This window comes from Pseudomonas hefeiensis (assembly GCF_030687835.1).
Lineage (GTDB): Bacteria > Pseudomonadota > Gammaproteobacteria > Pseudomonadales > Pseudomonadaceae > Aquipseudomonas > Aquipseudomonas hefeiensis.
In genome coordinates this window covers 5109953-5131925 of sequence record NZ_CP117449.1, presented here as the reverse complement: position 1 = coordinate 5131925, position 21973 = coordinate 5109953, and the positions used below count along the sequence as shown (strand labels likewise).

Genomic DNA, 21973 nt, shown 5'->3' with positions numbered 1-21973 from the left:
TGCCAGTTGGAATAAGAAAGGACTTCATGAAACGTCTGCTGCTAACTGCGGTTCTCACCGTATTGATGATCGCCGAAGTTCACGCCGAGTCCTTCACTATCTCTGATATTCGCGTCAATGGCCTCCAGCGGGTCTCCGCGGGTAGTGTCTTTGGTGCCTTGCCGTTAAACGTCGGCGAGCAGGCGGATGATCGGCGCCTGGTGGAGTCCACTCGTGCGCTGTTCAAAACCGGCTTCTTTCAAGATATCCAACTGGGTCGTGACGGCAATGTCCTGGTCATCACGGTAGTTGAGCGGCCGTCGGTCGCCAGTATCGAGATCGAAGGCAACAAGGCGATCTCCACTGAAGACCTGATGAAGGGCCTCAAACAATCCGGCCTGGCCGAAGGCGAAATCTTCCAGCGCGCCACCCTCGAAGGTGTTCGTAACGAGCTGCAACGCCAGTACGTTGCCCAGGGTCGTTACTCGGCCACCGTCGACACTGAAGTGGTACCGCAGCCGCGCAACCGCGTAGGCCTTAAGGTCAACATCAATGAAGGCACCGTTGCGGCCATCCAGCACATCAACGTGGTGGGCAACACGGTTTTCCCGGATGAAGACCTGATCGACCTGTTCGAGCTCAAGACCACCAACTGGCTGTCGTTCTTCAAGAATGACGACAAGTATGCTCGCGAAAAACTCTCTGGTGACCTGGAGCGCCTGCGTTCCTACTACCTGGACCGTGGCTATATCAACATGGATATCGCTTCGACCCAGGTGTCCATCACCCCGGACAAGAAGCACGTCTACATCACCGTCAACGTCAACGAAGGCGACAAGTACACCGTTCGTGACGTCAAGCTCAGCGGTGACCTGAAGGTCCCCGAAGACCAGGTCACGTCGCTGCTGCTGGTGCAGAAGGGCCAGGTGTTCTCGCGCAAGCTGATGACCACCACTTCCGAACTGATCACCCGGCGCCTGGGTAACGAAGGTTATACTTTCGCCAACGTCAACGGCGTGCCTCAGCCACACGATGAAGACCATACCGTCGACATCACCTTCGCCGTGGATCCGGGCAAGCGTGCCTACGTCAACCGCATCAACTTCCGTGGCAACACCAAGTCCGAGGACGAGGTGCTGCGCCGTGAAATGCGCCAGATGGAAGGTGGCTGGGCATCGACTTACCTGATCGACCAGTCCAAGACTCGCCTGGAACGCCTGGGCTTCTTCAAGGAAGTCAACGTCGAGACTCCGGCAGTGCCCGGCGTTGATGACCAGGTCGATGTGAACTACAGCGTTGAAGAGCAGGCTTCCGGTTCGATCACCGCCAGCGTCGGTTTCGCCCAGAGCGCCGGTCTGATCCTCGGCGGCTCGATCACCCAGAACAACTTCCTGGGTACCGGTAACCGGGTCAGCGTCGGCCTGACCCGCAGCGAATACCAGACCCGCTACAACTTCGGTTTCGTCGACCCCTACTGGACTGCAGACGGTGTGAGCCTGGGCTACAACGCCTTCTATCGCACCACTGACTATGACGAGCTCGACTCCGACATCTCCAGCTATGCCGTGGACAGCCTGGGTGCAGGCGTCAACGTGGGTTATCCAATCAGCGAGACTTCGCGTCTGACGTTCGGTCTCACCGCCCAGCAGGACGAGATCAGCACCGGGCGTTATACCGTTGACGAGATTTTTGACTTCGTTGAAAAGGAAGGCGACAAGTACCTGAACTTCAAGGCGTCTGTCGGTTGGTCCGAGTCGACCCTGAACAAAGGCGTACTGGCGACCCGTGGCCGTTCCCAGAGCCTGGTACTGGAAACTACCACCCCTGGCAGCGATCTCTCGTTCTTCAAGCTCGACTATCGTGGTCAACTGTTCCAGCCGCTGTCTGATAATTACACCATGCGTCTGCACACTGAGCTGGGTTATGGCGACGGCTATGGTTCCACCGACGGCTTGCCGTTCTACGAGAACTACTATGCTGGTGGTTTCAACTCGGTCCGTGGTTTCAAGGACAGCACCCTTGGCCCGCGCAGTACGCCGAGCAAGGGCACCAACCCGGGAACCATACGTGATCCGGACCAGGATCCGCTGCCGTTCGGTGGTAATGTCCTGATCCAGGGCGGTGTAGAGCTGTTGTTCCCGATGCCGTTCGTCAAGGATCAGCGCTCCTTGCGTACCTCGGTATTCTGGGACGTGGGTAACGTATTCGACTCTTCGTGCGAGGACACCACCAACACCGACGGCACCAGGTCCAATACCCAGTGCAACGACATCAGCCTGAGCAACCTGGCAAGTTCCGTGGGCGTGGGTGTGACCTGGGTCACCGCGCTGGGTCCTTTGAGCTTCGCCCTGGCGATGCCGATCAAGAAACCGGATGACGCTGAAACCCAAGTGTTCCAATTCTCCCTCGGCCAGACGTTCTAAGCGTTTGACCCAAGATAACGACAATGGATTTTGTAGGAGTACATCGTGCGTAAGTTGACTCAATTGGTTCTCCTGGCGACCTTGATGGTCGCAGGTCCGGCTTTTGCCGACATGAAGATCGCCGTACTGAACTATCAGATGGCCCTGCTGGAATCCGACGCGGCGAAGAAATACGCCGTGGATGCCGAGAAGAAGTTCGGCCCGCAACTGACCAAGCTCAAGAGCCTGGAGAGCAGCGCCAAGGGTATCCAGGATCGTCTGGTCTCCGGTGGCGACAAAATGGCTCAGGGCGAGCGTGAGCGTCTGGAGCTTGAGTTCAAGCAAAAGGCTCGTGACTTCCAGTTTCAGTCCAAGGAACTGAACGAAGCGAAAGCCGTTGCCGACCGCGAGATGCTCAAGCAGCTCAAGCCAAAGCTCGACAGGGCGGTGGAAGAAGTCATCAAGAAAGGTGGTTTTGACCTGGTGTTCGAGCGTGGCGCAGTGATTGATGTCAAACCTCAGTACGACATCACGCGCCAGGTTATCGAGCGCATGAATCAGCTGAAGTAATCCATGACAGCGACTATCAAGCTCGGCCAGTTGGCCGAGTTCCTTGGCGCCACCCTGCGTGGCGACCCGGAGAAGGTCATCACTGGGCTAGCCACTTTACAAGAGGCTGGCCCAGCTCAGTTGAGCTTCCTGGCAAACCCTCAATACCGCAAATACCTGGCTGACAGCCGGGCCGCAGCGCTGTTGCTCAAGCCTGCCGATGCCGAAGGGTTCGCAGGCGATGCGCTGATCGTCCCGGATCCTTATCTGGCGTATGCGCGGATTTCACATTTGTTTGACCCCAAGCCCAAGTCGGCCCCCGGCATTCATCCCAGCGCGGTTATCGCGGCGGATGCGGTGGTTGATCCCTCGGCCAGCATCGGTCCTTTTGTCGTCATCGAAAGCGCAGCCCGGATCGGCGCCGGCGTTACGTTGGGTGCCCATTGCTTCATAGGCGCGCGCTGCGAGATCGGTGAAGGTGGTTGGCTGGCTCCGCGGGTCACGTTGTATCACGACGTGCGAATCGGCAAGCGGGTCGTGATCCAGTCTGGCGCGGTGTTGGGCGGTGAAGGTTTCGGTTTTGCCAAGGAGAAGGGGATCTGGCAAAAGATCGCCCAGATCGGCGGTGTTACGGTCGGCGATGACGTGGAGATCGGCGTCAACACCGCGATCGACCGTGGTGCCCTGGCTGATACGGTCATTGGCAATGGCGTCAAGCTCGACAACCAGATCCAGATCGCCCACAACGTCCAGGTCGGTGACCATACCGCCATGGCCGCCTGCGTAGGCATCTCCGGCAGCACCCGGATCGGCAAGCACTGCATGCTCGCCGGTGGTGTGGGGCTGGTGGGACACATCGATATCTGTGACAACGTATTCCTCACCGGAATGACCATGGTGACTCATTCGATCACCGAACCGGGTGCTTATTCTTCCGGTACGGCGATGCAGCCGGCGGCCGAATGGCGCAAGAGCGCGGCCCGAATCCGCCAGCTCGATGACATCGCGCGGCGTCTGCGTCAGTTGGAAAAGCGTGTAGGGGACGTGACCCCTGACGGTAATGCTTCATCAGATGGCTGATACCATTTCCATATCAAGTGTGCACAGCCGCTAGACTGCCTCCTTGATTTGCTAGAGGGGCGCGCGTCGATCGTGCGCTTCCAATCTTTACATAGGCTTCCCCCCGAAATGATGGACATCAACGAGATTCGCGAATACCTGCCTCACCGTTACCCGTTCCTGCTGGTGGACCGGGTGGTGGAACTTGACGTTGAAGGCAAGCGGATTCGCGCCTACAAGAATGTCAGCATCAACGAACCGTTCTTCAATGGTCACTTCCCCGCGCATCCAATCATGCCTGGCGTGCTGATCATCGAAGCAATGGCTCAGGCTGCCGGGATCCTTGGTTTCAAAATGCTCGACGTGAAGCCTGCCGATGGCACGCTTTATTACTTCGTCGGTTCCGACAAGCTGCGTTTTCGCCAGCCGGTCACCCCGGGCGATCAACTGATCCTCGAAGCCACATTCATCAGTTGCAAGCGCCAGATCTGGAAGTTCGAATGCCAGGCTTCGGTCGACGGCAAGCCGGTCTGCTCCGCTGAAATCATCTGTGCGGAACGCAAACTATGAGTTTGATTGACCCTCGCGCAATCATCGATCCGGCGGCCGTTCTGGCCGCGGATGTCGAGGTCGGCCCATGGTCGATCATCGGCCCAGGTGTGGAAATCGGCGAGGGTACGGTGATTGGTCCCCATGTGGTACTCAAAGGGCCGACCCGGATCGGTCGGCACAATCGCATCTACCAGTTTTCTTCGGTAGGCGAGGACACGCCCGATCTCAAGTACAAAGGTGAAGAAACCCGTCTGGTCATTGGCGATCACAACGTGATCCGCGAAGGCGTGACGATTCACCGTGGCACCGTTCAGGATCGTTCCGAAACGACCCTTGGCGACCATAACCTGATCATGGCCTACGCCCACATCGGTCATGACAGCGTCATTGGCAACCACTGCATCCTGGTCAACAACACCGCGTTGGCCGGCCATGTGCACGTGGACGACTGGGCGATCCTGTCCGGGTTTACGTTGGTCCATCAGTATTGTCATATCGGCGCCCACAGCTTCTCCGGCATGGGCACTGCCATCGGCAAGGACGTCCCGGCCTATATCACCGTGTTCGGTAACCCGGCTGAAGCCCGCAGCATGAATTTCGAAGGCATGCGCCGTCGTGGTTTCAGCGAAGAAGCGATCACGGCGTTGCGGCGCGCCTACAAGGTTGTGTACCGCCAGGGGCTGACCGTCGAACAGGCACTCGCCGAGCTGGCCGAGGCTTCGGCGCAGTTCCCGGAAGTCGCGATATTCCGCGACTCCATCCAGTCCTCGACTCGCGGCATCACTCGCTAACCATGGCTAATTTGCGTATAGCACTGGTGGCAGGAGAGGCTTCCGGTGACATTCTGGGCGCCGGTCTGATGCGCGCGCTCAAGGCGCAGCACCCCGCGATCGAGTTCATCGGTGTGGGCGGACCGTTGATGCAAGCCGAAGGACTGACGTCCTACTTCCCGATGGAGCGCTTGTCGGTGATGGGGCTGGTTGAAGTATTGGGACGCCTGCGCGAATTGCTGGCTCGCCGCAAGAAGCTGATCGCGACCCTGATCGACGAAAAACCGGATGTGTTCATTGGTATCGATGCGCCGGATTTCACCCTCAATATCGAACTCAAGTTGCGCCAGGCCGGTATCAAGACGGTGCACTACGTCAGCCCCTCGGTCTGGGCCTGGCGGCAGAAGCGCGTGTTGAAAATCCGCGAAGGTTGCGACCTGATGCTGACGCTGCTGCCGTTCGAAGCCCGATTCTACGAAGAGAAGGGCGTGCCGGTACGGTTTGTCGGGCACACCCTGGCCGATACCATTCCGCTGGAGGCCGACCGTGACGGGGCTCGCCAGGCGTTGGGGCTGCCCGACGGTCCGCTGGTGGCCTTGATGCCCGGCAGCCGTGGCGGCGAGGTAAGTCGCCTGGGGGGCTTGTTCTTTGACGCCGCCGAGCGCCTGCAGGCGATGCGTCCCGGCGTGCGTTTCGTCCTGCCCTGTGCCAGCCCGCAACGCCGGGCTCAGCTTGAAACACTGCTGGCCGGCCGTGATCTGCCAGTCACGCTGCTCGACGGCCGCTCCCATCTCGCACTGGCTGCGTGTGATGCCGTGTTGATTGCGTCCGGCACTGCTACCCTCGAGGCGTTGCTGTACAAACGCCCGATGGTGGTCGCCTATCGCCTGGCGCCGCTAACGTTCTGGATCCTCAAGCGCATGGTCAAGAGCCCCTACATCTCCTTGCCGAACCTGTTAGCCCAGCGCGTGCTGGTGCCAGAACTGCTGCAGGACGAGGCCACCGCCGATGCCCTGGCCAATACGCTGTCGCCCTTGATCGATGGCGGCCAGGAGCAGACCCGGGGCTTTGACGAAATTCATCGTACCTTGCGTCGCGATGCCTCGAACCAGGCAGCTGACGCGGTTTTGACCCTGATTGGCGCCAAACCATGAGTAACGTGAAACTGCAGATGGGCCTGGACTTCAATCTGGTCGCTGAAGTTGAAGAGCTGGTGGCCGGTGTTGATGAGGTAGGCCGTGGCCCTTTGTGCGGCGCGGTGGTGACGGCCGCGGTGATTCTCGACCCGAACCGGCCCATCCTGGGCCTCAACGATTCCAAAAAGCTCACCCAGGCCCGTCGTGAAAAACTCTACGACGAAATCTGTGAGAAAGCCCTGAGCTGGTGTATAGCCCGGGCCGAAGTGGAAGAGATCGATGAGCTGAATATCCTGCACGCCACGATGCTGGCCATGCAGCGCGCCGTGGAAGGCCTGCACATCACGCCGAAACTGGCGATGATCGATGGCAACCGTTGCCCGAAACTGTCGATGCGCGCCGAAGCGGTCATCCAGGGCGACGGCAAGGTGCCGGCCATCGCGGCGGCATCGATTCTGGCCAAGGTCAGCCGTGACCGGGAAATGAGCGCCTTCGAATTGATCTACCCGGGTTACGGCATCGGCGGTCACAAAGGCTACCCGACGCCCGTTCATCTGGAAGCCCTGGCGCGCCTTGGGCCGACGCCCATCCATCGGCGCTCGTTCGCGCCGGTGCGGCTGGCTTATGAAGCGCGTGAGGGATTGATCCTGGATAATCGGACTCCCGTTGCATAAAAAGGCGAGTGCGGATGTGTGGCGAGGGGATTTATCCCCGCTGGGCTGCGAAGCAGCCCCAAGGCCCTTCAAGCACCGGGCTATCAGCTAAAGGGCCGCTTTGCGTCCCCGCGGGGATAAATCCCCTCGCCACAAAGTAGTGTGCACAATTGCCTGGCGGGATACTCCTGGCTGATGTTTTACCCAAGGCCCGGTACAATCCGGGCCTTGTTGTTTTCATGACTTAACGCAGGATCACTATGCCGGCTTCATTCGTTCATCTACGCCTGCACACTGAATACTCCCTGGTCGATGGCCTGGTGCGGATCAAGCCACTGGTCAAGACCCTGGTGGGCATGAACATGCCTGCCGTGGCGGTCACCGACCAGAACAACATGTGTTCGCTGGTCAAGTTCTACAAAAATGCCATGGGCGCCGGGATCAAGCCGATCTGCGGGGCCGACCTGTGGTTGTCGAACAAAGACCCGGATGCGCCGCTGAGCCGCATCAGCCTGCTGGTGATGAACGCCGTGGGTTACCGCAACCTCACCGAACTGATTTCCCGCGGCTTTATCGATGGTCAGCGCAACGGCTCGATCATCATCGAGCGCGAGTGGGTGGCCGAGGCCAGCGAAGGGCTGATCATGCTGTCGGCGGCCAAGGAGGGTGAGATCGGCCTGGCCTTGCTCAGTGGCAACGCCGAAGAAGCCCAAGTGCTGGCCCGCGACTGGATGGCGGTGTTCCCGGACCGCTTCTACATCGAGGTGCAGCGCACCAATCGGCCCAACGACGAAGAACACCTGCATGCCGCCGTAGCCCTGGCCGACCGGATCGGCGCGCCTCTGGTGGCGACCAACGACGTGCGATTTATCAAGCAGGAAGATTTCGAAGCCCACGAAACCCGCGTCTGCATCGGTGAAGGCCGGGCGCTCGATGATCCACGTCGCTCGAAGAACTACAGCGATCAGCAATACCTCAAAAGCGCCGAGGAAATGGCCGAGTTGTTCAGCGACCTGCCGGAAGCGCTGGAAAACACCGTCGAGATCGCCAAACGTTGCAACATCGATGTGAAGCTGGGTAAGCACTTCCTGCCCAACTTCCCGATTCCCGATGGCATGACCATCGACGAGTATTTTCGCAAAGTGTCCTTCGACGGCCTTGAGGAGCGCCTCAGCGTCCTGCTGCCCAAGGACACCACCGAAGATTACGAAGCCAAGCGCCAGGTCTATGTCGACCGGCTGAATTTCGAGCTGGATATCATTATCCAGATGGGGTTCCCCGGTTACTTCCTGATCGTGATGGACTTCATCCAGTGGGCCAAGAGCAACGGTGTGCCGGTAGGGCCAGGCCGTGGATCGGGTGCCGGTTCGCTGGTGGCCTACGTGCAGAAGATCACCGACCTCGACCCGCTGGAATACGACCTGCTGTTCGAACGTTTCCTCAACCCGGAACGGGTTTCCATGCCCGACTTCGACGTCGACTTCTGCATGGACGGTCGCGACCGGGTGATCGATTACGTGGCCGAGAAATACGGCCGTAACGCGGTGAGCCAGATCATCACCTTCGGTTCCATGGCCGCCAAGGCGGTGGTGCGTGACGTGGCGCGGGTGCAGGGCAAGTCTTATGGCCTGGCCGATCGCCTGTCGAAGATGATTCCGTTCGAAGTCGGCATGACCCTGGAAAAGGCCTACGAGCAGGAAGAAATCCTGCGGGACTTCATCAAGGTCGATGAAGAAGCGGCGGAAATCTGGGAGATGGCCCGCAAGCTCGAAGGCGTGGTGCGTAACGTCGGCAAGCACGCCGGGGGCGTGGTGATCGCGCCGACCAAGCTGACGGACTTCTCGCCGATCTATTGCGATGAAGAAGGCGACGGCCTGGTGACCCAGTTCGACAAGGATGACGTCGAGGCGGCGGGCCTGGTGAAGTTCGACTTCCTCGGCCTGCGCACCCTGACGATCATCGACTGGGCACTGAAAACCATCAACCGCGACCGGGCCAAGGTCGGCGAAGCGCCACTGGACATTGCCTTCATTCCGCTGGATGACAAGCCGACCTACAGTCTGTTGCAAAAAGCCGAAACCACGGCAGTGTTCCAGCTTGAATCCCGGGGCATGAAGGAGCTGATCAAAAAGCTCAAGCCCGACTGCCTGGAAGACCTGATCGCACTGGTGGCCCTGTTCCGTCCGGGCCCGCTGCAATCGGGCATGGTGGATGACTTCATCAACCGCAAGCACGGGCGCGCCGAACTGGCGTATCCGCACTCGGATTATCAGTACGAAGGCTTGAAGCCGGTGCTGGCACCGACCTACGGCATCATCCTGTATCAGGAACAGGTGATGCAGATTGCCCAGGTCATGGCCGGTTATACCCTTGGCGGCGCGGACATGCTGCGTCGGGCCATGGGTAAGAAAAAGCCCGAGGAAATGGCCAAGCAGCGCGGTGGTTTCATTGACGGGTGCGCCACCAACGGCATCGACCCTGATCTGGCCGGTAACATCTTCGACCTGGTAGAAAAATTCGCCGGTTACGGTTTCAACAAATCCCACTCGGCCGCCTACGGCCTGGTGTCCTACCAGACCGCCTGGCTGAAGGCCCATTACCCGGCGCCGTTCATGGCGGCGGTACTGTCGGCGGATATGCACAACACCGACAAGGTCGTGACCTTGATCGAAGAAGTGCGGACCATGAAGCTGCGCCTCGACGCGCCGGACGTGAACGCTTCGGAGTTCAAGTTCACGGTCAACGACGAAGGCCGCATCATTTATGGACTGGGGGCGATCAAGGGCGTGGGTGAAGGGCCGGTGGAAGCCATCACCGAAGCCCGTCAGGACGGACCGTTCAAGGACCTGTTTGATTTCTGCGCCCGGGTCGATCTCAAGCGTATCAACAAGCGCACACTCGATGGTTTGATCCGCAGTGGCGCGCTCGACCGCTTGGGCCCTTATTTCCAGGATGAACCCAAAGCCTACCAAGCCAACATCGACCGTAACCGCGCAGTGCTGCTGGCGGCCATGGAGGAAGCGATCAAGGCCGCTGAGCAAACCGCCCGTACCCACGACAGTGGCCACGCCGACCTGTTTGGCGGGTTGTTCGTCGAGGAAGATGCCGATGTCTACGGCAATCACCGCAAGGCCAAGGAGCTGACCCTCAAGGAGCGTCTCAAGGGAGAGAAGGACACCTTGGGCCTGTACCTCACGGGTCACCCGATCGACGAATACGAAGGCGAGATCCGCCGGTTCGCCCGCCAGCGCATCATTGATCTGAAGCCGGCTCGTGACACGCAGACCGTCGCCGGTATGATCATTGCCCTGCGGGTAATGAAAAACAAAAAGGGCGACAAGATGGGCTTCATCACCCTCGACGACCGCTCCGGGCGCATCGAGGCGTCGTTGTTTGCCGAGGCGTTCCATTCGGCCCAGTCGTTGTTGCAGACCGACGCGATGGTGGTGGTGGAAGGCGAAGTCAGCAACGACGATTTTTCCGGTGGCCTGCGGCTGCGGGTCAAGCGGGTGATGAGCATGGAGGATGCCCGGACCAACCTGGCCGAGAGCCTGCGCCTGAAATTGCAGACCCAGGATCTCAAGGGCGATCAGCTACGCTGGCTGGGGGAGTTGTTCAAGCGCCATCGCGGTGCTTGCCCGATTACCATGGAGTACGTGCGCCCCGACGCCAAGGCTGTGCTGCAGTTCGGCGAAGGCTGGCGGATCGATCCGGCGGATGCGTTGATTCAAGCCTTGCGTGACCAGTTCGGCAAAGACAACGTCTTCCTCCAATACCGTTGACGGCCAGGTGCCACTCCTGAACCTGGGAGCGGCCCTGATCTCGACCCGAATTTTTAATCTCGACCTGAACGCGCCTCTCCCTTAAGGTAGGGCGCGAATAGACAACCGGCCGGCCCAAGCTCTCTTGGACGTCGACCCAAGACGGACGCCTATGAACCCGAATTTTCTAGATTTCGAACAGCCGATCGCCGACCTGCAAGCCAAGATCGAAGAGTTGCGCTTGGTCGGTAATGACAATTCGCTGAATATCGGCGATGAAATCTCTCGTCTGCAGGACAAAAGCCGCACGCTGACCGAAGACATCTTTGGCAAGCTGACCAGTTGGCAGATCGCCCGCCTGGCGCGTCACCCACGTCGTCCATACACCCTGGACTACATCGATCACATCTTCACCGAGTTCGATGAACTGCACGGCGATCGTCATTTCTCCGACGACGCCGCGATCGTCGGTGGGGTTGCCCGTCTGGACGACCAGCCAGTGATGATCATCGGCCACCAGAAAGGCCGGGAAGTACGCGAAAAGGTGCGCCGCAACTTCGGCATGCCGCGTCCGGAAGGCTATCGCAAGGCTTGCCGCCTGATGGAAATGGCCGAGCGCTTCAAGATGCCGATCCTGACCTTCATCGACACGCCGGGCGCTTACCCTGGCATCGACGCCGAAGAGCGCAACCAGAGCGAAGCGATCGCCTGGAACCTGCGTGTGATGGCGCGGCTGAAGACCCCGATCATCGCTACGGTGATCGGCGAGGGTGGTTCCGGCGGTGCGCTGGCCATCGGCGTCTGCGATCAGTTGAACATGCTGCAATATTCCACGTACGCGGTGATCTCGCCGGAAGGCTGCGCCTCGATCCTGTGGAAAACCGCCGAGAAGGCGCCGGATGCCGCCGAAGCCATGGGCATCACCGCTGAGCGTCTCAAGGGCCTGGGGATCGTGGATAAAGTGATCAGCGAGCCGGTGGGCGGCGCTCATCGTGATCCGGCCGCGGCTGCGGCACTGATTCGCGCCGAGCTGAGTTCGCAACTGTCGATGCTCAAGCATTTTGACAACGACGCGCTGCTGACCCGTCGCTATGAGCGGCTGATGAGCTACGGTCTCTGATCCGACCAAGCTTCCAGCGTTTGTGGGGAGCCAATGTGGGAGCGGGCTTGCTCGCGAAAGCGGTTTAACATTCAACTCATGTGTTGAATGATTCACCGCCTTCGCGAGCAAGCCCGCTCCCACATTTGATTTGTGCCAAGGCTGAAATCCATGAACACCAGCAACGATCTGCCAACCCGGCTCCTCACCCAACTCTCCCCCTGGCGCAACGCCGCCGCCTGGCGCATCGCCTTCTCCGGTGGCCTCGATTCCACCGTTTTGCTGCACCTGCTCGCGTCGCTCTCAAAAACCCAAACCCTGCCACCGCTCAGTGCTATCCACGTCCATCATGGCCTCCAGGCTGTGGCCGATGCATGGCCGGAGCATTGTCGCTCGGTCTGCAAGGCCCTTGGGGTGCCGCTTGAGGTAGTGAGTGTGCAAGTCCAGCCCGGCGCCAGCGTCGAGCGCGCCGCCCGGGAGGCGCGTTATGGTGCTTTCGTGGCGGAGCTCCACAGCAATGAAGTGCTGCTCACCGGCCAGCACCGCGACGATCAGGCTGAAACCCTGTTGTTTCGCTTACTGCGTGGAGCGGGTGTGAGGGGATTGTCGGCCATGCCTGGACAGCGCCCCTTGGGGAGGGGCCAACTGGTGCGGCCACTACTTGATGTGTCCCGTGCGGAACTTGAAGCCTACGCGACGCAGCAGGGCTTGAGCTGGATCGAAGACCCTTCCAACGACGATCACCGGTACGCACGCAATTTCCTGCGTCAGCGAGTTTTCCCGGTATTGACCGAGCAGTGGCCCCAGGCAGCGGTGGCCCTGGCGCGCAGCGCTGCGCACATGGGTGAGGCCCAAGGCTTGCTGGCTGAGCTGGCGCAAATCGATCTGGACCGAGCCATCACGCCCAGTGCGTTCGACTGGCTTGGGTTGCGGTCGCTTGAGTTGGCCCCGTTGCAAGCCTTGGCGCCGGCCCGTCAGCGTAACGCGTTGAGTCATTGGCTGGTTTCGATGACCACACTACCCGACAGCGATCACTGGTTCGGCTGGGACTCACTACGCGATGCGGCGCACGATACAGGGCCGATCTGGCGATTGGCGGGTGGTGAACTGCACCGGGCCGGCGGGCGCGTCTGGTGGTTATCCGACCACTGGCTGCGACCGGTCGCGGCCCCCGTAGAATGGACGCTGACTGCTCAAGCATTGGACCTGCCAGACAACGGCAAGGTGACCTTCGACGGTAAAATTCCCGACGGGCCGCTCTGCGTCCGCTATCGTCAGGGAGGTGAAGTCATGATGTTGCCCGGCCGTGGCCACCGCGACCTCAAACGTTTGCTCAACGAAAGCGGCGTGCCGGCGTTTGCGCGCGGTCGATTGCCGCTGCTGTATCGCAACGAGCAATTGCTGGCGGTGGCTAACCTGCCAGGACTCGACAGCGGCATTGATGGCAACTGGCAACTGATCTGGCAGCCATGAAGCCAAGATCTGGGTTTGAGCTGAAAGGGGCTTTCCGGTAGACTACGCTCCCTTCTTGATACAACTTCTGTGGATTCGCCTGAATTGCAGGAGTTGCCGATTACCAAGCAGTCTTTGCTGGGCGATTCCAAAAAATGTGTAGCGAGCAACGTACCGGTGATTTCACTTCCGGTCTGTCCCAACGCGGCGGTTTTTTTGAAAGGTGCACTGTGATTAATGCAGGTGATCGGGGGCTTCGGCCTTCCTTCGCTTTCCCCGGCGGCTCGGACCGCTTTAACGCAGACTTCTAGGGTTTTTCATGACGCGCTACATATTCGTCACGGGCGGTGTTGTTTCTTCATTGGGGAAAGGCATTGCCTCGGCTTCATTGGCGGCCATCCTGGAGGCGCGGGGACTTAAGGTCACCATGCTCAAGCTGGACCCGTACATCAACGTCGACCCGGGCACCATGAGCCCGTTCCAGCACGGTGAAGTGTTCGTCACCCACGACGGCGCCGAGACCGACCTGGACCTGGGCCACTACGAGCGGTTCATCCGCACGACCATGACCCAGAACAACAACTTCACCACCGGCCGAGTCTACGAGCACGTGCTGCGCAAGGAGCGCCGTGGTGATTACCTGGGCGCGACCATCCAGGTCATCCCGCACATCACCGACGAAATCAAGCGCCGCATCATCAAGGGTGCCGGCGACGCCGACGTGGCGATGGTCGAAATCGGCGGCACGGTGGGTGACATCGAGTCCCAGCCGTTCCTCGAAGCCATCCGCCAGTTGCGTTTCGAAATCGGCGCCAAGCGCGCGATGCTGATGCACCTGACCCTGGTTCCGTACATCGCCACTGCCGGCGAAACCAAGACCAAGCCCACCCAGCACTCGGTCAAGGAGCTGCGCTCCATCGGCCTGCAGCCAGATGTGCTGATCTGCCGCTCCGATCACCCGATCGATATTTCTTCGCGTCGCAAGATCGCCCAGTTCACCAACGTCGAAGAGCGTGCGGTGATCGGCCTGGAAGACGCTGACACCATCTACAAGATCCCGGGCATCCTGCACTCCCAGGGCCTGGACGATTTCGTCGTCGAGCGTTTCGGCCTGCAGTGCGCCAGCGCCGACCTGTCCGAATGGGAAGCGGTGGTCGATGCCAAGCTCAACCCGGAACACGAAGTCACCATCGCCATGGTCGGCAAGTACATGGAACTGCTGGATGCCTACAAGTCGCTGATCGAGGCGATGAGTCACGCCGGCATCAGCAACCGCACCAAGGTCAACCTGCGCTATATCGACTCCGAAGACATCGAGAACCAGGGCACTGGCTTGCTTGAAGGCGCCGATGCGATCCTCGTGCCGGGCGGCTTCGGCTTGCGGGGCGTGGAAGGCAAGATCACCGCTGTTCAGTACGCTCGCGAAAACAAGGTGCCTTACCTGGGCATCTGCCTGGGCATGCAAGTGGCGGTCATTGAGTTCGCCCGTAACGTGATGGGCTGGAAGGACGCCAACTCCACGGAATTTGATCGCGCCAGCGGCCACCCGGTCGTGGGCCTGATCACCGAGTGGGAAGATGCCACCGGTGCCGTGGAAGTACGCACCGAAACCTCCGACCTGGGCGGTACCATGCGTCTCGGTGCCCAGGAGTGCCTGCTTGAAGCCGGCTCCAAGGTGCATGATTGCTACGCCAAGGATGTGATCGTCGAGCGGCACCGTCATCGCTACGAAGTGAACAACAACCTGCTGCCGCAACTGATCGAAGCAGGCCTGAAAATCTCCGGTCGTTCCGGTGACGGCGCGCTGGTGGAAGTAGTCGAAGCCCCGGATCATCCATGGTTCGTTGCTTGCCAGTTCCACCCCGAGTTCACCTCGACGCCACGGGACGGTCACCCGCTGTTCAGTGGTTTCGTGAAAGCCGCTTTGGCTCAACACCAGAAGAAGGCATAAAACGATGGCCCAGAAGATCATTCGCGTCGGCGACATCGAGATTGCCAACGATAAGCCCATGGTGCTGTTTGGCGGCATGAATGTGCTGGAAAGCCGCGACATGGCGATGCAGGTCTGCGAGGAGTACGTGAAGGTCACCCAGAAACTGGGCATCCCTTACGTCTTCAAGGCCAGCTTCGACAAGGCCAATCGCTCATCCGTGACCTCTTATCGTGGCCCAGGCCTGGAAGAGGGCATGCGCATCTTCCAGGACATCAAGCAAGCCTTCGGCGTGCCGATCATCACTGACGTCCACGAGCCTGAGCAGGCCGCGGCCGTCGCCGAGGTCTGCGACATCATCCAGCTGCCGGCCTTCCTGTCGCGCCAGACCGACCTGGTGGTCGCGATGGCCAAGACCGGCGCGGTGATCAACATCAAGAAAGCCCAGTTCCTCGCGCCCCAGGAAATGAAGCACATCCTGAGCAAATGCGAAGAGGCCGGCAATGACCAGTTGATCCTCTGCGAGCGTGGTTCGAGCTTCGGCTACAACAACCTGGTGGTGGACATGCTCGGCTTCGGCATCATGAAACAGTTCGAGTACCCGGTGTTCTTCGACGTGACCCACGCGCTGCAAATGCCGGGCGGTCGTTCCGATTCCGCCGGCGGACGTCGCGCCCAGGTCACCGACCTGGCCAAGGCCGGCATGAGCCAGTCCCTGGCGGGGCTGTTCCTTGAGGCCCACCCGGACCCGGACAACGCCAAGTGTGACGGCCCTTGCGCCTTGCGTTTGAACAAGCTGGAACCGTTCCTGTCTCAGCTCAAGGCGTTGGACGAACTGGTCAAGAGTTTTCCGACGATAGAAACCGCGTAACGCGGTTTTCTCCGGTAAAGTACCGCTCGATTATCGCTCTGGCCCGCTGGCCGCACTGCTTTTGTGGGAGCATGGCATGCCAGCGATGACGTCCTTCGGGCCCGTCGTCGGCAAGCCTTACTGTTACAGCGTTTCGTCAACTTTGGAGTGTTTACAACAATGGCAAAAATCGTCGACATCAAAGGTCGTGAAGTTCTCGACTCCCGTGGCAACCCCACTGTTGAAGCGGACGTGCTTCTCGACAACGGTATCATCGGCAGCGCCTGCGCGCCGTCCGGTGCATCCACTGGCTCGCGCGAAGCGCTTGAGCTGCGTGATGGCGACAAGAGCCGTTATCTGGGCAAGGGCGTGCTCAAAGCCGTCGCCAACATCAACGGTCCGATCCGTGACCTGTTGCTGGGCCAGGATCCTGCCGACCAGAAAGCCCTCGATCACGCGATGATCAAGCTCGACGCTACCGAAAACAAAGCCAGCCTGGGTGCCAACGCAATCCTGGCCGTGTCCCTGGCTGCTGCCAAGGCCGCTGCCCAGGACCAGGACCTGCCGCTGTACGCACACATCGCCAACCTCAACGGTACCCCGGGCGTCTACTCGATGCCGGTGCCAATGATGAACATCATCAACGGTGGCGAGCACGCCGACAACAACGTCGACATCCAGGAATTCATGGTCCAGCCGGTGGGCGCCAAGTCCTTCTCCGAAGGCCTGCGCATGGGCACCGAGATTTTCCATCACCTCAAGGCTGTGCTGAAGGCCCGTGGCCTGAGCACTGCCGTTGGCGACGAAGGCGGTTTTGCACCGAATCTGGCGTCCAACGAAGACGCGCTGAAAGTGATCTCCGAAGCGGTGGCCAACGCCGGTTACAAGCTGGGCACCGACGTGACCCTGGCCCTGGACTGCGCCGCCAGTGAATTCTACGAAGACGGCAAGTACAACCTGTCCGGCGAAGGCCAGGTGTTCACCGCCGAAGGTTTTGCCGACTACCTCAAGGGCCTGACCGAGCGCTACCCGATCATCTCCATCGAAGATGGCCTGGACGAGTCCGATTGGGCCGGCTGGAAAATCCTCACCGACAAGATCGGCGAAAAAACCCAGCTGGTGGGCGACGACCTGTTCGTGACCAACACCAAGATCCTGAAAGAAGGCATCGACAAGAAGATCGCCAACTCGATCCTGATCAAGTTCAACCAGATCGGCACCCTGACCGAAACCCTGGAAGCCATCCAGATGGCCAAGGCCGCTGGCTACACCGCCGTGATCTCCCACCGTTCCGGCGAGACCGAAGATTCGACCATTGCCGACCTGGCCGTGGGCACTGCGGCAGGCCAGATCAAAACCGGTTCGCTGTGCCGTTCCGACCGCGTTTCCAAGTACAACCAACTGCTGCGTATCGAGGAGCAGTTGAACGGCAAGGCCAAGTACAACGGTCGTGCCGAGTTTCGCGGTTAAGCGGTAGATGGTAAAAAGACACCGGATAGTGTTGAAAAAGTCGCAATAGCGGCGGTTTTGCCTCTAATCTGATGCCTTATCAAGCACAAGCCTGGTTTTTCCAGGCTTCGTGCTATCAGACGCTTCAAAGTGTGGCATGGCTGTCTTTTTCACTGGATACCTGAGATTCGATGCGCAGTCCCAATTGGTTGTTTCTTGTCTTGCTCCTGTTGCTGGCTGGCCTGCAGTACCGCCTTTGGGTGGGTAATGGCAGCCTGGCGCAAGTGGCGGACCTGACTCAGCAGATTGCCGAACAGCATGCCGAAAACGAGGCGTTGCTGGAGCGTAACCGGGTGATGGACGCCGAAGTCAGTGAGTTGAAAAAAGGCATGGAGACCGTTGAAGAGCGGGCTCGCCATGAACTGGGCATGGTAAAAGAGGGCGAAACCCTCTATCAGTTGGCCCAATGAGTATCCGCTTGCCGGCCTTCTGGGCCGTGATTCCTGCCGCGGGCGTTGGAGCCCGTATGGCCGCGGACCGTCCCAAGCAATACCTGCAACTGGGCGGGCGCACAATTCTCGAACACAGCCTGGGCTGTTTCCTCGATCATCCGACCGTAAAAGGCGTGGTGGTCAGTGTTGCACACGATGACCCTTATTGGCCGACCCTGGCCTGTGCCAGCGATACACGCATCCAGCGCGTGGACGGCGGTGAACAGCGTTCGGATTCGGTGCTCAATGCCTTGCTGCATCTTCACGAGCAGGGCGCCGACGATTACGATTGGGTGCTGGTGCATGACGCCGCCCGGCCCAACCTGGCCCGCGATGATCTGGACACATTGCTCCGCGAACTGGCGAACGACCCGGTCGGCGGCCTTTTGGCTGTCCCGGCGCGCGACACCCTCAAGCGAGTCGACAAACACGGCCGGGTAGTGGAAACCGTTGACCGCAGCGTCATCTGGCAAGCCTACACACCGCAGATGTTTCGTCTCGGTGCCTTGCATCGTGCTCTGGCTGACAGCGTGGTGGCGGATGCGCTGATTACCGATGAGGCGTCCGCCATGGAGTGGGCGGGGCAAGCACCACGGCTGATTGAAGGGCGGGCCGACAACATCAAGGTCACACGCCCTGAAGACCTGGAGTGGTTGCGCCAGCGTTGGGCGAATCGCCGCTAATTAATTGAGTATCTGTGCGAATACCGCGTCGCGCCTTTCGCGAGCAAGCCCGCTCCCACACTGGTCCTGTATCTGGCCACACATTTGTGATCAACATAGATCTATTGTGGGAGCGGGCTTGCTCGCGAAGGCGATTATTCAGGCACCGAATAAGCTCCGGACAGAAACTAGCCTAACCCCGATACTCCGGCCGCTGCGCCAACCCTTCCTTCAAATAATCCACCAGCTTGCGCACCTTCGGCGACAAATGCCGCTGCTGCGGATACAGCGCCCACACCGCGGTATTGGGTGGCTGATGGTTCTCCAGTAGCGATATCAACGCCCCGCTGTGTAAATGCTCCAGCACGTAGTAATCCGGCAACTGACATAACCCCACCCCTTGCAAGGCTGCATCCAGCACCGCTTGCCCACTGTTACAACGCCAGTTTCCCTGCACTCGTTGGGAAAATTCCCGGCCGTTCTGCTCCAGTTGCCAGAGGTCGGAGCTGCCGATCAGGCAATTGTGGCGGCTCAATTCCGACAAGCTATGGGGCCGACCGTAGCGCTCCAGATAGGACGCCGATGCGCACAGATACATGCGACGTGGAGCCAGACGCGTGGCAACCAGACGTGAGTCTTGCAAGCGACCCAGGCGAATCGCCAGGTCCAGTCCTTCGTGAACCAGATCGAGGGGGCGGTTGCTCAGTTCGATGTCCACCCGCAATTGCGGATAAAGCGTCATGAACCGTGTCACCAGCGGCACAATGAACCGCTCGCCGTAGGCCACGGCGCAGGTCATGCGCAGCATGCCCTTGGGTTCGCTGGTGAGGTCGCCCACCGCCCGTAGTGCTTCTTCGCGTCCGTCCTGCAGACGCTGGCAATGCTGGAAGAAGGTTTGGCCGGCCTCGGTCAAGGTGACTCGGCGGGTACTGCGATACAGCAGCCGTGTCTGGAGACGTTCTTCAAGTCGTACGATTTGTCGACTGATATGGGAAGACGAAACCCCGAGACGTTCGGCAGCAGCGGTGAACTGACTGCATTCGGCCACGGCGACGAATTCGTCGATCCCTTCCCAGCGGTTCTCGGACATGAACGATTATCCCTGTGGAGCAATAATGTTTTGCTTTTTGTTGGATTATTCATCCTCCGGTGAGGGATTACACTCCTTGTCTTGTTTTTATTTGCTGGAGACTCCCATGATCAAGTCACGCGCGGCCGTTGCCTTCGAGGCCAAGAAACCCCTGGAAATCGTTGAAGTCGACGTCGCCATGCCCAAGGCGGGAGAAGTGTTGCTGCGCGTGGTGGCCTCGGGTGTCTGCCACACTGATGCCTACACTTTGTCGGGCGCCGATCCGGAAGGGATCTTCCCCTCGATCCTTGGCCATGAAGGCGGCGCCATTGTCGAAGCCATTGGCGAAGGTGTGACGTCGGTTGCGGTGGGCGATCACGTCATTCCGCTGTACACCCCGGAGTGCGGGCAGTGCAAGTTCTGTAAGTCGGGCAAGACCAACCTGTGTCAGGCGATTCGTGCCACCCAAGGCAAAGGCCTGATGCCGGATGGCACCTCGCGCTTTTCCTACAAGGGTGAGACGATTTTCCACTACATGGGGACCTCGACGTTCTCCGAATACACCGTATTGCCAGAAATTTCCGTGGCGAAAATCCCCAAAGAAGCCCCGTTGGAAAAAAGTCTGCCTGCTGGGTTGCGGCGTCACCACCGGTATCGGCGCGGTCCTCAACACCGCCAAGGTCAAGCCAGGTGACACCGTGGCGATCTTCGGCCTGGGCGGCATCGGCCTGTCGGCGGTGATTGGTGCGGTGAAAGCCAAGGCATCGCGCATCATTGCCATCGACATCAACCCGGCCAAGTTCGAAATCGCGAAGCAACTGGGCGCCACTGATTGCGTCAATCCGAAAGATTTCGACCGTCCGATCCAGGAAGTCATTGTCGACATGACTGACGGCGGCGTGGACTTTTCCTTCGAGTGCATCGGCAATGTCCAGTTGATGCGCGCCGCGCTGGAGTGCTGCCACAAGGGTTGGGGCGAGTCGGTGATCATCGGCGTGGCCGGGGCCGGCCAGGAAATCGCCACCCGTCCGTTCCAGTTGGTGACAGGGCGTGTCTGGCGCGGTTCGGCGTTTGGCGGCGTGCGCGGTCGCAGCGAGTTGCCAAGCTATGTGGAAATGGCCGCGAAGGGCGAGATTCCGCTGGATACCTTCATCACCCACACCATGGGCCTGGAAGATATCAACAAGGCGTTCGACCTGATGCATGAAGGCAAGAGCATCCGCACCGTTATTCATTTCTGAGGTCGGTCATGAGCCTTGAAAACATTTCCTGCCAGAAAAGCTTTGGCGGCTGGCACAAGCGCTACCGGCATCGTTCCGAAGTGCTCGGTTGTGACATGGTGTTTGCCGTGTACCTGCCGCCCCAAGCCGAGCAAGGTGGCAAGTTGCCTGTGGTGTATTGGTTGTCTGGATTGACCTGCACCGACGAGAACTTCATGCAAAAGGCCGGTGCCCAGCGCATGGCCGCCGAATTGGGTCTGATTATTGTCGCGCCGGACACCAGTCCGCGCGGCGCCGACGTGCCGGGCGATCCGGACGGGGCCTGGGACTTCGGCCAGGGGGCGGGGTTCTATCTGAACGCCACGCAGGATCCGTGGGCGCGGCACTATCGGATGCATGACTACGTGGTGCAGGAATTGCCGGCCTTGGTCGAAGCGCATTTCCCGGCCTCGGATAAACGCGGCATCAGTGGTCACTCCATGGGTGGCCACGGGGCGCTGGTCTGCGCCTTGCGTAATCCAGGGCGTTACCGTTCGGTGTCGGCATTTTCGCCGATCAACAATCCGATGGATTGCCCGTGGGGACAGAAGGCGTTCTCTCGTTACCTGGGGGAAGACCGCTCGAAGTGGCGTGAGTGGGATGCCTGTGCATTGATCGCCGAAGCTGACGAAAAGCTGCTGCTGCTGGTGGATCAGGGCGATCGCGATGATTTCCTGACCAACCAGCTCAAGCCCGAAGCCCTGCAGCAAGCGGCCAAGGCTGCCGGTCATCCGTTGGAGTTGCGCCTGCAACCGGGCTATGACCACAGCTACTTCTTCATCGCCAGCTTCATTGAGGATCACTTGCAACATCATGCCCACGCTTTAGGGGGCTCTTAGTCTGTTTCCCCT

17 protein-coding genes and 1 pseudogene are annotated in these 21973 nt (G+C 59.8%); 17 read left to right on the top strand and 1 reads right to left on the bottom strand.

Features of this window, described 5'->3' with window-relative positions:
• Nucleotides 1-26 precede the first annotated feature (26 nt).
• The 15 genes from bamA (at nt 27) to ispD (ending at nt 18815) form a co-directional block, all read left to right on the top strand.
• A complete protein-coding gene (gene bamA, locus PSH57_RS23080; RefSeq protein WP_305385740.1) occupies nt 27-2402 on the top strand; it encodes an outer membrane protein assembly factor BamA in 2376 nt (791 codons plus the stop codon).
• 45 nt (nt 2403-2447) lie between these two features.
• Complete coding sequence (locus PSH57_RS23075; protein WP_047227567.1) at nt 2448-2951, top strand: OmpH/Skp family outer membrane protein; 504 nt, start codon at nt 2448-2450, stop codon at nt 2949-2951.
• 3 nt (nt 2952-2954) lie between these two features.
• Nucleotides 2955-4010 carry a UDP-3-O-(3-hydroxymyristoyl)glucosamine N-acyltransferase gene (gene lpxD, locus PSH57_RS23070; protein WP_305385739.1) on the top strand — a complete coding sequence of 352 codons (1056 nt, stop codon included), beginning with the start codon at nt 2955-2957 and terminating at the stop codon, nt 4008-4010.
• Between the two features lie 108 nt (nt 4011-4118).
• Nucleotides 4119-4559 carry a 3-hydroxyacyl-ACP dehydratase FabZ gene (gene fabZ, locus PSH57_RS23065; RefSeq protein WP_047227569.1) on the top strand — a complete coding sequence of 147 codons (441 nt, stop codon included), beginning with the start codon at nt 4119-4121 and terminating at the stop codon, nt 4557-4559.
• On the top strand, nt 4556-5332 hold the full coding sequence (gene lpxA / locus PSH57_RS23060; protein WP_305385738.1) for an acyl-ACP--UDP-N-acetylglucosamine O-acyltransferase: 777 nt from the start codon (nt 4556-4558) through the stop codon (nt 5330-5332). The genes fabZ and lpxA overlap by 4 nt, the downstream gene beginning before the upstream one ends.
• Nucleotides 5333-5334: 2 nt before the next feature.
• Nucleotides 5335-6465, top strand: coding sequence for a lipid-A-disaccharide synthase (gene lpxB / locus PSH57_RS23055; RefSeq protein WP_305385737.1), 1131 nt, complete (start codon nt 5335-5337; stop codon nt 6463-6465).
• Between the two features lie 11 nt (nt 6466-6476).
• Entirely contained in the window at nt 6477-7121 is a 645-nt protein-coding gene (rnhB, locus tag PSH57_RS23050; RefSeq protein ID WP_305390460.1) for a ribonuclease HII, read from the top strand.
• 239 nt (nt 7122-7360) lie between these two features.
• Nucleotides 7361-10882: a DNA polymerase III subunit alpha gene (dnaE, locus tag PSH57_RS23045; protein WP_305385736.1), complete on the top strand. Its 3522-nt coding sequence runs from the start codon at nt 7361-7363 to the stop codon at nt 10880-10882.
• 151 nt (nt 10883-11033) lie between these two features.
• Nucleotides 11034-11981 (top strand): acetyl-CoA carboxylase carboxyltransferase subunit alpha, encoded by a 948-nt coding sequence (locus PSH57_RS23040; RefSeq protein ID WP_256232255.1) that lies wholly within the window; start codon nt 11034-11036, stop codon nt 11979-11981.
• Between the two features lie 150 nt (nt 11982-12131).
• Nucleotides 12132-13433 (top strand): tRNA lysidine(34) synthetase TilS, encoded by a 1302-nt coding sequence (gene tilS / locus PSH57_RS23035; RefSeq protein ID WP_305385735.1) that lies wholly within the window; start codon nt 12132-12134, stop codon nt 13431-13433.
• A 298-nt stretch (nt 13434-13731) separates the two neighbouring features.
• On the top strand, nt 13732-15363 hold the full coding sequence (locus tag PSH57_RS23030) for a CTP synthase (protein WP_092401179.1): 1632 nt from the start codon (nt 13732-13734) through the stop codon (nt 15361-15363).
• 4 nt (nt 15364-15367) lie between these two features.
• On the top strand, nt 15368-16213 hold the full coding sequence (gene kdsA, locus PSH57_RS23025; protein ID WP_256232251.1) for a 3-deoxy-8-phosphooctulonate synthase: 846 nt from the start codon (nt 15368-15370) through the stop codon (nt 16211-16213).
• 159 nt (nt 16214-16372) lie between these two features.
• The gene (eno, locus tag PSH57_RS23020) at nt 16373-17662 is read left to right on the top strand and encodes a phosphopyruvate hydratase (RefSeq protein WP_305385734.1); all 1290 of its coding nucleotides are present in this window, start codon (nt 16373-16375) and stop codon (nt 17660-17662) included.
• A gap of 170 nt (nt 17663-17832) precedes the next feature.
• Entirely contained in the window at nt 17833-18111 is a 279-nt protein-coding gene (gene ftsB / locus PSH57_RS23015; RefSeq protein ID WP_047227579.1) for a cell division protein FtsB, read from the top strand.
• On the top strand, nt 18108-18815 hold the full coding sequence (gene ispD, locus PSH57_RS23010) for a 2-C-methyl-D-erythritol 4-phosphate cytidylyltransferase (RefSeq protein ID WP_305385733.1): 708 nt from the start codon (nt 18108-18110) through the stop codon (nt 18813-18815). The genes ftsB and ispD overlap by 4 nt, the downstream gene beginning before the upstream one ends.
• 172 nt (nt 18816-18987) lie before the next feature.
• Here the strand turns inward: ispD and PSH57_RS23005 are convergent, their stop codons facing one another.
• Complete coding sequence (locus tag PSH57_RS23005) at nt 18988-19884, bottom strand: LysR substrate-binding domain-containing protein (RefSeq protein WP_305385732.1); 897 nt, start codon at nt 19882-19884, stop codon at nt 18988-18990.
• Nucleotides 19885-19990: 106 nt separating this feature from the next.
• Between PSH57_RS23005 and PSH57_RS23000 the strand changes: the two are divergent.
• Both PSH57_RS23000 and fghA read left to right on the top strand, forming a co-directional pair.
• Nucleotides 19991-21104, top strand: a pseudogene (locus PSH57_RS23000) (S-(hydroxymethyl)glutathione dehydrogenase/class III alcohol dehydrogenase).
• 8 nt (nt 21105-21112) lie between these two features.
• Nucleotides 21113-21961 (top strand): S-formylglutathione hydrolase, encoded by an 849-nt coding sequence (gene fghA / locus PSH57_RS22995; protein WP_305385730.1) that lies wholly within the window; start codon nt 21113-21115, stop codon nt 21959-21961.
• The last annotated feature ends 12 nt before the right edge of the window (nt 21962-21973 follow it).